Source organism: Kurthia huakuii LAM0618, from assembly GCF_000505545.1.
Classification (GTDB): domain Bacteria; phylum Bacillota; class Bacilli; order Bacillales_A; family Planococcaceae; genus Kurthia; species Kurthia huakuii.
This window is the reverse complement of record NZ_AYTB01000008.1, coordinates 464719-478479: the sequence shown is the minus strand read 5'-3', so window position 1 is coordinate 478479 and position 13761 is coordinate 464719. Positions and strand designations below refer to the sequence as shown.

Here is a 13761-nt window from a genome sequence, read left to right as displayed (position 1 = left end):
GACCGAACATGGAACAACAAATTGAACAGCAAGCTAATACCTTACTAGAACGTGCGGCATTGTTTCAAGCGAGCGATATTCTTTTTATGCCAACAAACGACCATTATCAAATTTATTTCCGTAAATTTCATCAACTTTGTCATATTGCCGATTATTCAAGCCAATTAGCTACGCGTTTTATTGCTTTTTTCAAATTTGAAGCCGCCCTTGATATTGGCGACCAACGAAGGCCACAAAGTGGATCATTTCAAACGATGATAGGGAGTGAACGGCTCGCTTGTAGGGTTTCGACACTACCTTCTGCTTTTTCGTATGAAAGTCTCGTGTTGCGTATGATGTACCATCACGCAGCGAAATCATTAGATGACTTAGCGGTGTTTGACTCGAGCATTGCGCAATTACGGGAGTTGCCAGCAAGGAGACAAGGACTCGTATTTATGACGGGACCAACTGGCTCTGGTAAATCGACAACGCTCTATTCACTCGTTCAGCAATGTGCGCTAGCGGAACAAAAGCAAGTGATTTCGCTCGAAGATCCGGTAGAGCATCCACAGGCGCATTTATTGCAAGTGCAAGTGAATGAGCGCGCGGGTGTGTCGTATGAAGTCGGCTTAAAAGCGATTTTAAGGCATTCGCCCGATGTCATGATGATTGGTGAAATACGCGATAAGGAAACGGCGAAAATTGCGATTGAAGCCGCGTTGACGGGACATTTAGTGTTTAGCACGATTCATGCGAAAGATTCACTTGGCTGTATTTATCGTTTGTTAGATTTAGGTATTTCTAAAGAAGATTTACGGCAGACGGTCATCGCGATTATTGCACAGCGGCTCGTACCAGTGCAAGATGGGCAGCAAGTGCGCGCATTATTTGAAATTTTAGATGAGCCTACTATTCAGGTAGTGTTAGAAGACGACAAGCGTGTATTTCAATTGCCGTATGCTGACACGCTAGAAGGGCAATATGAAAGGGGTTTACGCGATGGGCACATTCTCTGCACCGCCGATTTACAGCGATTGGCGCTTAAGGCAGCGCAACAAGAAGCGACTTAAGCGACCAAGTGATTTTTTAGCGAAGTTAGCCAAATTGTTAGCGGAAGGCTATACGTTTTATGATTCGTTACATATGCTAGCACCGCATCATATGACGAACGAAGAACAAGCATTAACGCATATAAAAAAGCTGTTAAAAGAAGGCCATGCGATGACCGATGTGTTTCGCTACTTTGGCATTTCAGCCCGTTATTTATTAACGTTACAATTAGCTGAACAGCGCGGTGAATTTGAGCGCGCATTAGGGCATGTTGCTGCACAGATGGAGCGACAAACAAAAAATAACCACATGATGATCAAGTTATTAACGTACCCGATTACGTTATTTTTTCTACTCGTCTGCCTCTTAATTGGCTTTCGTCAATTTTTTCTTCCACAAATGTCGACGATGTTTTATACAACAAGCGACAAAAAAACATGGATTGAACTAACCGTTTCACGACTTCTCCTCCATTTACCCGATGTTTTTATTGCGTTGTTTATCGCCGTTAGCGTGGCTGTTATTATCGCCATCGTTATTAATGCTAAGCGCGATGTGGCGGCGCAATTATCACTTATTTATCGCCTTTATCCACTGCGGTTATTTTTTCAATTATTGCTAACGAAACAATTGGCCGAGGAAATCGGCACGCTGTTAACGAGTGGTTTATCGCTACAAGACGCGCTAATGCTTTTAAAACGACAAACGTATCAGCCGTATATTCGTTATATGGCCGAGCGCTTGTATCAATTTATTCTCAAAGGGGAGTTATTATCAGCAGCAGTTCAGGAATTGCCGTATTTTCAACGCGATTTTTCGAGTTGTATTGCGCATGGCGAGCGCGGCGGCAACTTAGGGCGGGAGTTAATGATGTATGGCGACTTTATTGCGGCTAAACAACAACAGCTTGTAAACCGCTTATTGAGTATTGTACAACCACTGTTTTTTTGCTTAATTGCCATTTGTATTTTAGGTGCGTATTTAGCGATTTTATTACCGATGTATCAAATGATTGATGTTGTATAAGGAGGGCTAAAAATGCTTAAAAATGAACGAGGTTTTACGTTGATTGAAATGTTGATTGTGTTATTTATTATTACGGTGTTAATTTTGATTGCGATTCCAAATGTCACAAAACATTTTTCGACAGTCGATGAAAAGGGTTGCAATGCGTATTTGAAAATGGCGCAAGGGCAAGTAGAAGCATATCGCATCGATGAAGGCGTGTACCCAACATCGATTGGTGATTTAGAGTCAAAAGGTTATTTAGCGAACGGTTCCGATGAACGCAGCTGCAAAGGAGCGAAGATTACGTTAATTGACGGAGTTGTTAGTATTGCGAAATAGCCGTGGATTTACATTTATCGAGATGTTGTTAGTATTAACGATTCTGTTAATGATTTTACTCGTCACGACACAATTTGGTTATCGGCAATGGGGGATACAGGAAGCAGATGCGTATATGGAACAGCTGTTAAAAGATATTCATTATACGCAAAGTTTAGCAGAGCGCACCGCAATGGGAAGTACAATTCAATTTATCGAAAAAAATAATCAACTGCATTACCAAATTAAGCAAATGAATACGACAATAAAGGAAGTTGCGCTGCCAAAACAACTGAAATTCTCAAATGATGCCTTTAATAAAATTTCGTTTAATGCAAATGGGGCGGCCAGTTCCTCGCGGCAATTTAAATTTTTATCGGATACGAAGCAATATAGTGTGAAAATTTATATTGGAGAAGGGGTGCCGCGATTAGAAAGCTTGTGATGGAGCAGCGAGGGTCGTCCGTTGTTGAAGCGTTGTTTAGTTTAGCTGTTTGCATGTTAATATTTACAACGCTGCTACCGATGTTTATGACGATGATGCTGCAAGTTCATGAAACAGAACGCCGTTATTATGCGCATCGTGTCGCACATAATGCATTATTAGAACAACAAATTCAACCAGCACTAAAGCAAGATCATGTCGTTTATAACGGTGAGCCGTACGATTGGTATGGCGATGAACAAAGGATGTGCGTAGAGTATGAAATATTTCAAAAGCAACGGAAGCAATGCTTTGCACCAAGTGCGAAATAGTGCGGGGTATACGCTACTCGATGCCTTATTACAGCTAGCGATTTTAATGATGTGTTTAAACATGATGTTGTTATTTGCGCCGTTTTTGTCTAAATTACAGCATTATATCGTACCAGAAAGCATGTTGTGGGAGCGCTTTGTGACGATGTTAGCGAAGGATTTAGAAAATAGTACGGTCGTTCAAGTCGAAGGTACGCAGGAATTACATTATGATTATGCCGCCAAGGACGATAAGAAGCGCATTATTTTACGCGATGAGATTGTTAGTGCGACATTTTTGCGCGCAGGCGGTCATATTGTGTTGCTAACGGATGTGAAAACAATCAACTATAAGATAGAAGATGATAAATTATATGTGCAACTTCAATTTACGACAACGCCAACCGCGAGAGAGGCGACGATTATGTTGCCAGCTGCTGCAAAATGAACGCGGGTCGCTGTTTTTAATAAGCCTCGTATTTTTAATGACCGTTACATTGTACGTGACGATTACAATCCTGTCGTATACGACGTATTTAGAAACGATTGACAATTATCGTTTTCTTGAACAGCAGCGCATTGAACAACGAATGATGACAATGCAACAATCCCTCACAAAATGAACCGTAAAATTTTTCCTTCTTTTCACGACATATTATAGAATATCGTTGGAATCCGTTGGCGTTCATGCTACTATAAATAAAAATAGTGTTGAGTAGCAACAGTGTTGTTTGTCGTCATTAAGAAGGTGAAAAATGTGCGTAAAATTTATTTAGTCGGTTTTATGGGCTCAGGGAAAAGTGCCATTGGTAGAAGACTTAGTTATTTTTTAAAACTACCTTACTACGATATGGATACAGAAATCGTTCGTAGAGAAAAAAAGACTATACCGGAAATTTTTGAACAAAGCGGAGAAGAAGCATTTCGTAAAATTGAAACGGAATTTTTAAAAGATTTTCGTGATGAATTTTGCATTATTGCGACAGGTGGCGGCGTAGCGATGAATCCTGTGAATCGTAAAATTATGCGTGAAACAGGGCTCGTATTATTTTTAGATGCGACGTTCCCAGACATATGGAGACGTATCCATAAAGATAAAAACCGCCCAATCGTCCAACGTTCAACAAAGCAAGAATTAGAAGATTTGTATCATGAACGCAGAAAACATTATAAACAATGCGCACATATCTCAGTGCGAACGGAGAGCCGATCGCTGAGACAAATTGTCGAGTATTGTGGCTTCCAAGTGAATCGTCTAAAAGGCGAATAATCATTCGTTTAAAATGTAAATTGTTCGTAAATAAAAATATTTTACGAATTATATTGCAAGAATGTAATGTCAATGTTAGGATATAGACAAGAAATCCTGTTACAGTACATTTTCATAATGGAAGCGGATGAAGGTATGGGGAGAGAACACTTGATTGTGTCGCCGAAGGAGCAAGTAGGAAACTATGAATCTCTCAGGCAAAAAGACTCGTACTGGACGCAACTCTGGAGAGCGCTACTTCGGGTAGCCACCCACGATGACAGCCAGATTTCTGGTTAAACTTTCAGGTGCATGGACAGAGAAATCCTTTTAATTAAGGGATTTCTCTGTTTTTTTTTTGAAAACAAGGAGGGGTTAATGTGTCAACATTAAAACGTACCCCATTATTCGATTCGTATGCTCAATTTGGTGGCAAAACAATCGATTTTGGTGGTTGGGAATTACCAGTTCAATTTAGTTCAATTAAAGAAGAGCACGCAGCAATTCGTGAAGCAGCAGGTCTTTTTGATGTTTCTCATATGGGAGAAGTATTCGTTGAAGGTCCAGGAAGCTTAGCTTATTTACAAAAGCTTGTGACGAATGATGTTTCAAAAATAGCAATCGATCAAACACAATATACAGCAATGTGTTATGAAGATGGCGGCGTAGTTGATGATTTATTAATTTACCGTTTAGGTGAAGAAAAATTTTTATTAGTTGTCAATGCAGCGAATATTGAAAAAGATGTTGCTTGGATGGAAGAACAAGCATTTGGCGATATTACTATCACAAATGATTCAGAAAATTTTGGACAATTGGCAATTCAAGGCCCAAAAGCAATTGCAGTATTGCAAACATTAACAGATTTTGTGTTAACGGATGTAAAACCGTTCCGCCTAGCACAAAATGTTGATATTGCGGGCTATAACACGTTAATCTCACGTACAGGATATACAGGTGAAGACGGCTTTGAAATTTATGGTTCACCAGAAGCAGTTGTGGCACTATGGGATAAAATTTTAGCGACAGGCGAAGTTGTACCATGTGGCTTAGGTTGTCGTGATACATTGCGCTTTGAAGCATGTTTACCACTTTACGGTCAAGAGCTTTCAAAAGATATTACACCACTAGAAGCAGGTGTTAACTTCGTTGTGAAATTAGCGAAAGAAAGCGACTTTATCGGTAAAGCAGCGTTAGCAGCACAAAAAGAAAACGGTGTTCCACGTAAATCAATTGGTATTGAAATGATTGATAAAGGGGTTCCACGCCACGGCTATAAAGTATTTTTAGGCGATGAAGAAATCGGTGAAGTAACAACGGGCACGCAATTGCCAGGCACAAAACGCAACGTTGGCTTAGCGCTAATTAAAGCGGAATATGCAGAGCTTGATAAAGAACTAGAAGTAGAAATTCGTAACCGTCGTTTGAAAGTCAAAACGGTCGCAACACCATTTTATAAACGTCAAAAATAAATTTTACTAAAAGAGAGGTTTTTTCCAATGAAGCATCGGTACTTACCAATGACTGAGCAAGACCAACAAGAAATGTTAGAGACGATTGGCGTTTCTTCTGTAGATGAATTATTTGCGGACATCCCTGAGCGCGTACGCTTCCAAGGGGAGTACAATATTAAACCAGCAAAAACAGAATCAGCATTACTTAAAGAACTTGCAGGGTTAGCGAAGAAAAATGCCAACACTGACGACTACGCATCATTTTTAGGAGCCGGCGTCTATGATCACTATAAACCAGTTGTTGTCGATCATGTTATTTCACGCTCAGAGTTTTACACAGCCTACACACCATATCAACCTGAAATTTCTCAAGGTGAATTACAAGCTATCTTTGAATTCCAAACGATGATTGCAGAATTAACAGGTATGGATTTAGCGAACTCGTCAATGTACGATGGTGGTACAGCATTAGCGGAAGCGGGTATGCTTGCAGCAGGTGCGACACGTAAAACAAAAATTTTAGTATCTGAAGCCGTTCATCCAATCGCAAAAGATGTTGTTAAAACATATGCATACGGTCAATCAATTGAAGTAGTGGAAGTAAAAGCGACAAATGGTGTAACAGATTTAGCAGCGCTAGAAGCACAAATCGATGACAATACAGCAGCGGTCATGGTGCAATATCCAAACTTCTACGGTCAATTAGAAGATGTAACAAAAGTTTCAGAGCTTGTACACGCTGTAAAAGGGTTATCAATCGTGTCATCAAACCCATTAGCATTAGCATCAATTACACCTCCAGGTAAAATGGGTGCAGACATTACAGTAGGTGACGCACAACCATTCGGTATTCCTGAAAGCTTTGGCGGTCCACACTGTGGTTATTTTGCTACTACAAAGAAATTAATGCGTAAAGTACCGGGGCGTCTTGTTGGGGAAACAATCGATGAAGATGGCCGTCGTGGTTACGTGTTAACGTTACAAGCACGTGAACAACATATCCGCCGTGAAAAAGCGACATCAAATATTTGTTCAAACCAAGCATTAAACGCGTTAGCAGCTTCTGTTGCGATGACAGCGCTTGGCAAACAAGGTGTTCGCGAAATGGCGACACAAAACATCGTGAAAACACATTATGCAAAACAACAATTTGCAGCAGCAGGTTTCAACGTAGCATTTGACGGTGCACACTTCAATGAAATCGTTGTGGATGTAACGGTAAATGTGACGGCATTAAATAAATTATTATTAGCACAAGGCTTTATCGGTGGCTTTGATTTAGGTCGCGTTGACGAAAAACTTCAACATCATACATTAGTTTGTGTGACAGAACAACGCACAAAAGAAGAAATCGATGCGTTCGTACAAGCAATTGCTGCTCAAGTAGCAGAAATGGAGGCCCACCATGCATAAAGACAATCAACCACTCGTATTTGAATTATCTCATGAAGGACGTGTTGGCCATAGCGTGCCGTTTTTAGACGTTCCCGAAGTAGACTTAGCAAGCATTTTACCAGCTGGCTTTATTCGTGAAGAAGCAGCGGAATTACCAGAGCTATCAGAACTTGATATTATGCGTCATTACACAGCGCTATCTCGTCGTAACCACGGCGTAGATTCTGGTTTCTACCCATTAGGCTCTTGTACGATGAAATACAATCCTAAAATGAATGAAACAGCTGCACGTATGCCAGGTTTTGCGAACATTCACCCATTACAAGATGAAGATACGGTTCAAGGTGCATTAGAATTAATGTACGATTTACAAGAACATTTAGTTGAAATCACAGGGATGGATGAAGTGACATTACAACCTGCAGCAGGTGCACACGGTGAATGGACAGCGCTCATGATGATTCGTGCATTCCATGAAGCAAACGGCGATACGCAACGTACAAAAGTGTTAGTTCCTGACTCAGCACACGGTACAAACCCCGCGTCTGCATCTGTTGCGGGCTTTGATACGGTAACGATTGCAACAGCTGACAATGGTCTTGTTGACTTAGAAGACCTTCGTGCAAAAGTGGGCGATGACACAGCCGCATTAATGCTAACAAATCCAAATACACTTGGTTTATTTGAAGAAGACATTTTAGAAATCGCTGAAATCGTTCATAGCGTTGGCGGTAAAGTATATTATGACGGTGCGAACTTAAATGCCGTTATGTCAAAAGCGCGTCCTGGTGACATGGGCTTTGACTGTGTACATTTAAACTTACACAAAACATTTACTGGCCCACATGGCGGTGGCGGTCCTGGTTCAGGTCCTGTCGGCGTAAAAGCAGACTTAATTCCATTCTTACCAAAACCAGTATTAGTGAAAACAGCAGAAGGCACATTCCACTTCGATTACGATCGTCCACAAACAATCGGTCGCGTAAAACCTTATTATGGTAACTTTGGTATTAACGTGCGTGCATACACATATATCCGTACAATGGGTCCAGATGGTCTAAAAGCTGTAACAGAAAATGCGGTTATTAACGCAAACTATATGATGCGTCGTTTACAACCATTCTATGAATTACCATACGACCGTCATTGTAAACATGAATTCGTATTATCGGGTAGCCGCCAGAAAAAATTAGGCGTGCGTACGTTAGATATCGCTAAACGTCTGTTAGACTTTGGCTATCACCCACCAACTACGTATTTCCCATTAAACGTTGAAGAAGGTTTAATGATTGAACCAACAGAAACAGAAGCAAAAGAAACATTAGATGCTTTCTGTGATGCGATGATTCAAATTGCCAAAGAAGCAGAAGAAAATCCTGAAATCGTACAGGAGGCACCGCATACGACAGTGATTAAACGTTTAGATGAAACGTTAGCTGCACGTAAACCGGTATTACGTTACGAAAAAGCATAACGATAAATAACAAGAATGTGAAGGCGTACAGTAGGTACTTCTTCACATTCTTTTTTTGTTGTAAAATAGCGACAAATATACGAAATATGTAACGAATCATAGAAATGTATAAACTGACGGCAGTTTCTTTGAAAAAAAGGGTAAAGATTTGAAAGAGAGAAGGTGAGGGTGTTGAAAATAATCGCTATCGTTTATTATTTTATCCTGTTGGGGTATATCGTTGATTTCTTTCTTCTTCTCTTTGGCATGACAGCAATCGGGCAAGATTTAATTATTCCATTTATATTGCTGACGTTGATGGGCTTTATTGCTTGTTGTTACTTTATACAACTGTTCCGATTACGACGCGGCATCATGATTATTTTGACGATTATCGGCATCATTTTTATAACAGAACAGCTAACGCATTATGTGCTCAATAAAACCTTTTTTATTCAAGCGTTGCAACCGGATAGCTTTCTATTACTCGTATTAAATTGGACGACTAAATATTCGATATGGCTCTTTATTTTTGCTGTAAGTTATGCGTTAGGTTTTACGAATTCACGTACGCTACAACCATTAATTGCAAGTTTTGTCGCAATTGTGTTTTATGTCTTGGTCATACCACTCGTCTATGATCCCGTACAGTTTATGGCGCATAACAATGCAGGATTATTGTATGAAAATGCATGGCCGATAACCTTTATTTGGTTGGCTGTCGCCTTTATTGTTGATTTAATCTTGTTGCAACTAGAAGCGGGCTATGAAGTGGTCAATTCAAAAACATATACGCGTAAAATTTTAATTTTATTTTACAGTTTAATGGCATTAATTATTAGCATCTGTGCACTTGCTGGGTTGTGGTTGACAAGTATTATCGCAGCAATATTAATTATTGCTACAACCACATTGTTGTTAGAGAAGGCGGACAAAGATACTGAACGAAGCTAGGAGGGATTATGATGAAAATTGCGGTGATTGGTGGAAGTGTAGGCAATTTAACAGCAGCAATTTGTTTGGCGCGTGAAGGGATAGACGTTTCAATTTATGAGAAACGAGATTATATTGGTGGTAAATTACGGATGGTTCAAATACAAGGCTATGATTTTGAAATTGGGCCAACGATGATTACAGCGCCTGAAATTATTGAACAGTTTATTGCATCAACAGGGCGCGATATAAAAGATTATATGCAAATTCGTAGTGTGCGTCATCATACGCAAAATATTTTCCCTCAACTCAATAGCTTCTTTTTATCGACTGATCAAGCGTTTATGCGCAAACAACTAGAACGACTAGATCCAGTGGGCGCAAGCAATTATGATGATTTTTTGGCAGAAATAACACGCATGAAACAAGCTTTTGAGGAACTGCTGACGTTATCTCCTTTAGTATCATGGCGACAATTGTTAATGCCGCCAGCAAGAAGCGCTTATTTGACGTTAAAACCGTTTGAAACAATCGAGCATTTTGTGCGCCGTTATTTTACGAATGAGGAAGTGATTGCCTCGTTTACGCGTTATGCCTCATACAATGGCATTGCGCCAAATGAAGCGCCTGCCATGTTTATTATTCATGCGTATGATGAATTAATCAATGGTGTCTATTATGTAGCAGGTGGGAATTTACGCCTTGTGCGCGTGCTCCAACAAATTGCTAAAGAAGAAGGGATTCGTTATTACACAGGCAAAGAAGTGACGAAAATTCATGTTGATGAACAAGCAATAGAAGGTGTGTGCATTAATGATGAATTAAGTTTAGAGGCTGATGCAGTATTAATGAGCGTCGAAGATTTTAAAGCGCAACCGCAGCTATTTGCAGATGATTTGACTGAAGTACCTTATGTACCGGCTACACAACCAACTAAGACGGCCGCATGTGTTATGCTTGTCGCATTAAACACGCATACGCAAATTTATCATCATCACGTCATTTATTCAAATGACCGCATCCGCGAGTTTGAGATGCTAAAGCGCGGTGAAATGCCCGATGATCCAACGGTTTATTTGTACAATCCAGCCTTTAGTGAACAGGAACGTTTTCTACGCGGCGATGCGTTATTAATTTTTGCAAATATGCCGTATACGACTGACGAACAGCGCGTTGAAAAAATGAAGCAGCGCATTTATGACAAATTAGCAGAGGTTGGTCTCAAGGTCGGCGATTATTTAGTGACCGACCAACTATGGTCGCCAGCGCAATTGACGACGATGTTTGACCAATATCGCCAAGAGGGACAAATGAAAAAGATTACACAATTTTTATTGAATCCGATTTTAAAAGACCATCAAATTAAAAGTTTATATTTCACCGGCATGCATGCGCATCCGTCGGCGGGCATTGCGGCTGCGATTGCAAATGGCGAGCGTGTGGCGAAGCGCATGATTAATGAATTAGTAGCAAAAAAGAATGGCTACGGCTGAGCGACGCGTCGCGCATGACGCATTTTTTAATCGTGCGTTAAAAACGACAACACATGTCACAAATTGGCGTTGACGTCGAATCGCGTGTTTTGAATACAACATATTAATAAATATGCGTCAGCGCTAGGTGAATCGGTCTAATTAAAACATAAATATATGTTGCAGCAACAACTTTTCATAAATAGTTACGATAATCGTGGCGATAAGTACGATATTTTAGTAATGAGCGCCTGCAAAAAGCGGACAAAAAATGCCCGTTACGATTGATTTTTCATCGTTTTTGGCGCATTAATCGCCCTTTTCCACACACAATTGTTGGCGAAGGGCCGCGCTATGTCGCATTTTGTTGATGCATGAAATAAATGACACAGTTGAAAAAATACGCGTATTTTTTGTGTTGAAATGCCCCGTTAGAGACGAAAAAAGGCGTGTTTTTGGATTCTGACGGGCGAAAACGCTACGATTGCTTGCTCAACAATAATAATGATTTGTGAAAAAACTAATAAATAAAAATTTTTGTTGACAATATGTGCACGATGCTTACTAAAATGACTTTTTTTCGTATGTAAATAGACGCGGAATGGCACTTATTTTCAATTATGTTGTATCTAAAACACGCTTCTTGAGCTCATAGCCAGATGGCCATACGTGATTGATTATCGCGTGTTCAAAAAAGATGTCGCGCATAGAAAAGAGACTATAAGCGTTTACCTATAGTCTCTTGATCAATTATTTTGTTGATTTAACGCGACCAGACCAGTTTTTGAAACCGCCATCTAATGCGTACAGTTGTGTGTAGCCTTTTTTCTTTAAGAACAATGCTGTACGTGAGCTACGACCGCCGTTTTCACAGTATAAATATACAGGTAGATCTTGACGTAATTCTTTATAGCGATTACGCAATTGTGTCGTAGGTAAATTACGAGCTCCTAAAATGTGGCTAGAATCGAATTCGCCTTTTTCGCGAACGTCGATAAGTTGAGCTTTGCGGTAACCAGCTTTGAAGTCTTCTTCAGAAAGCTTCGTTACTGCTTTTTTTGAGCGCATTGATGTAATGAGTGCAGATGCAACAATTACAACAACGATAATTAAAATAGTCCATAACCAAGTCAATGTAATGACCCCTTTCTACATAGTACATTATAAAAGAATGGTTGGTGTTCGTCCACTGAGTTTGATAAAATGAACGCAGTTGATAAATTTGGGAGGAATGGAAATGACAACACCGTGGTACTTTATCAATTCAGGAGCATGTAGTCCAAGCTACAATATGGCGCTTGATGAAGCATTATTACATTGGCATGGTCAAGGTGAGATGCCACCAATTATTCGTTTTTATGAATGGAATCCAGCGACATTATCGATTGGCTATTTCCAACGCGCACATCGCGATATTGATTTTCAACAATTACATAACTTGAATTTAGGTTTTGTGCGTCGTCCAACGGGTGGGCGTGCGGTATTACACGAACATGAATTAACGTATAGTATCATCGTGTCGGAAGATTATCCAAATATGCCAAAAACCGTGACCGAAGCGTATCGCGTGTTAAGTGAAGGCTTATTAAACGGCTTCCAAAACTTAGGTTTCGATGCTTATTTTGCTGTTCCTGAAACGGCTGCTGAAAAGCAAGCGCTACAAAAGCCAAAGTCAGCGGTATGTTTTGATGCCCCGTCATGGTATGAGCTTGTAGTAGAGGGGCGCAAAGTGGCGGGCAGTGCTCAAACACGTCAAGAAGGCGTTATTTTACAACATGGCGCTATTTTAGTTGATTTGGACCAAGAAAAATTGATTTCGGTGTTTAATTTTAACGATGAAGCGGCAAAGCAAAAAATGCGTGAACAGCTACCATTAAAAGCAGTGGCTATTAATGATTTATCGGCGCGCAAGGTGACCGTTTCGGAATGTATTCCAGCGTTTAAGCAAGGCTTTGAAGAGGCGTTAGCAATCGACTTGCAACCGTATGAATTAACGGCTGAGCAGCAAGCGTTTGTTGAGGACTTGGCGCGTACAAAATATGCGTCAGATGAATGGAATTTTAAAAAATAACAGCAGGCGGCCATTAGCGGTCGCTTTTTTAATAGGAGGAATTGCATGAACTTATTATGGGATTTTGATGGCACGCTTTTTGATACGTATCCGATGTATGTAGAAACGTTGTTAGAAGTGTTTCCACATGTCCGCGAAAACTTTCACTACGACGATATTTTAAAAGAAATGCAAGTGTCGTTTACGCATGGCTTTCAATATTTACAGTTGACGGCGCAACAAGAAGCGCAATATCGTCAAAAAAATCTCGCGTTAGCACCGGAGCTTTTTCAGCCATTTGCTGATGTTGAAGCGGTGTTAAAGCAAGCGGACGTCAATGTGATTATGTCGCATAAAGAGAAAGCGGTTATTGAAGCGGTGCTAGCGGCGCATGGCTGGCAACATTATGTTGCAGAGATTACGACGCCAGCGCAAGGTTTTCCGCGCAAACCGAATGCCGAGGCGTATGCGTATTTACATGCGAAGTATGCGCTTGATGCTGCGATTGGAGACCGCGCACTTGATTTGATTCCAGCGAAAGCAGTGGGCATGAAAACGATGATGTTTAGAGGAACGTGTGCGGCTGCAGATGCGACGCTTATGCACTATAAAGATTTTAAAAAAGTGTGGGAAATGTTATAAATGAATAGCTTATTCATGGT

Annotated in this window: 16 protein-coding genes and 2 riboswitches; of the genes, 15 read left to right on the top strand and 1 reads right to left on the bottom strand. The window is 40.4% G+C overall.

Annotation, left to right across the window (positions count from 1 at the left end; translation table 11 throughout):
• The first annotated feature begins 8 nt into the window (after positions 1-8).
• The 13 genes from comGA to V514_RS0106700 all read left to right on the top strand — a co-directional run bounded on the left by comGA (position 9) and on the right by V514_RS0106700 (position 11070).
• Positions 9-1052, top strand: coding sequence for a competence type IV pilus ATPase ComGA (comGA, locus tag V514_RS0106760; protein WP_029499152.1), 1044 nt, complete (start codon positions 9-11; stop codon positions 1050-1052).
• On the top strand, positions 982-2058 hold the full coding sequence (comGB, locus tag V514_RS0106755; RefSeq protein WP_029499150.1) for a competence type IV pilus assembly protein ComGB: 1077 nt from the start codon (positions 982-984) through the stop codon (positions 2056-2058). Before comGA ends, comGB begins: the two co-directional genes overlap by 71 nt.
• Before the next feature lie 12 nt (positions 2059-2070).
• A complete protein-coding gene (gene comGC, locus V514_RS0106750) occupies positions 2071-2379 on the top strand; it encodes a competence type IV pilus major pilin ComGC (RefSeq protein ID WP_029499148.1) in 309 nt (102 codons plus the stop codon).
• Positions 2369-2803, top strand: a complete 435-nt coding sequence (locus V514_RS0106745) for a prepilin-type N-terminal cleavage/methylation domain-containing protein (protein WP_029499146.1) — start codon at positions 2369-2371, stop codon at positions 2801-2803. The genes comGC and V514_RS0106745 overlap by 11 nt, the downstream gene beginning before the upstream one ends.
• Positions 2800-3114: a hypothetical protein gene (locus V514_RS0106740; protein WP_152528947.1), complete on the top strand. Its 315-nt coding sequence runs from the start codon at positions 2800-2802 to the stop codon at positions 3112-3114. The genes V514_RS0106745 and V514_RS0106740 overlap by 4 nt, the downstream gene beginning before the upstream one ends.
• Positions 3062-3541, top strand: coding sequence for a ComGF family competence protein (locus tag V514_RS0106735; RefSeq protein WP_081715006.1), 480 nt, complete (start codon positions 3062-3064; stop codon positions 3539-3541). Before V514_RS0106740 ends, V514_RS0106735 begins: the two co-directional genes overlap by 53 nt.
• 37 nt (positions 3542-3578) lie before the next feature.
• On the top strand, positions 3579-3716 hold the full coding sequence (locus tag V514_RS20350) for a hypothetical protein (protein ID WP_161630176.1): 138 nt from the start codon (positions 3579-3581) through the stop codon (positions 3714-3716).
• A 134-nt stretch (positions 3717-3850) separates the two neighbouring features.
• Positions 3851-4363, top strand: coding sequence for a shikimate kinase (locus tag V514_RS0106730; protein WP_029499142.1), 513 nt, complete (start codon positions 3851-3853; stop codon positions 4361-4363).
• Between the two features lie 127 nt (positions 4364-4490).
• Positions 4491-4582, top strand: a riboswitch (glycine riboswitch).
• A gap of 3 nt (positions 4583-4585) precedes the next feature.
• Positions 4586-4664, top strand: a riboswitch (glycine riboswitch).
• A gap of 58 nt (positions 4665-4722) precedes the next feature.
• Entirely contained in the window at positions 4723-5814 is a 1092-nt protein-coding gene (gene gcvT / locus V514_RS0106720; protein WP_029499138.1) for a glycine cleavage system aminomethyltransferase GcvT, read from the top strand.
• 27 nt (positions 5815-5841) lie between these two features.
• Positions 5842-7209, top strand: coding sequence for an aminomethyl-transferring glycine dehydrogenase subunit GcvPA (gene gcvPA, locus V514_RS0106715; RefSeq protein ID WP_029499136.1), 1368 nt, complete (start codon positions 5842-5844; stop codon positions 7207-7209).
• A complete protein-coding gene (gene gcvPB, locus V514_RS0106710; RefSeq protein WP_029499134.1) occupies positions 7202-8665 on the top strand; it encodes an aminomethyl-transferring glycine dehydrogenase subunit GcvPB in 1464 nt (487 codons plus the stop codon). The genes gcvPA and gcvPB overlap by 8 nt, the downstream gene beginning before the upstream one ends.
• Before the next feature lie 171 nt (positions 8666-8836).
• Positions 8837-9598 (top strand): hypothetical protein, encoded by a 762-nt coding sequence (locus V514_RS0106705; protein ID WP_029499133.1) that lies wholly within the window; start codon positions 8837-8839, stop codon positions 9596-9598.
• 8 nt (positions 9599-9606) lie between these two features.
• Positions 9607-11070 (top strand): phytoene desaturase family protein, encoded by a 1464-nt coding sequence (locus V514_RS0106700; RefSeq protein WP_235073160.1) that lies wholly within the window; start codon positions 9607-9609, stop codon positions 11068-11070.
• 729 nt (positions 11071-11799) lie between these two features.
• Here the strand turns inward: V514_RS0106700 and V514_RS0106685 are convergent.
• Positions 11800-12183, bottom strand: coding sequence for a rhodanese-like domain-containing protein (locus V514_RS0106685; RefSeq protein ID WP_029499130.1), 384 nt, complete (start codon positions 12181-12183; stop codon positions 11800-11802).
• Between the two features lie 103 nt (positions 12184-12286).
• Between V514_RS0106685 and V514_RS0106680 the strand changes: the two genes are divergently transcribed.
• A complete protein-coding gene (locus V514_RS0106680; protein ID WP_029499129.1) occupies positions 12287-13120 on the top strand; it encodes a lipoate--protein ligase family protein in 834 nt (277 codons plus the stop codon).
• 45 nt (positions 13121-13165) lie between these two features.
• On the top strand, positions 13166-13741 hold the full coding sequence (locus V514_RS0106675; RefSeq protein WP_029499128.1) for an HAD hydrolase-like protein: 576 nt from the start codon (positions 13166-13168) through the stop codon (positions 13739-13741).
• The last annotated feature ends 20 nt before the right edge of the window (positions 13742-13761 follow it).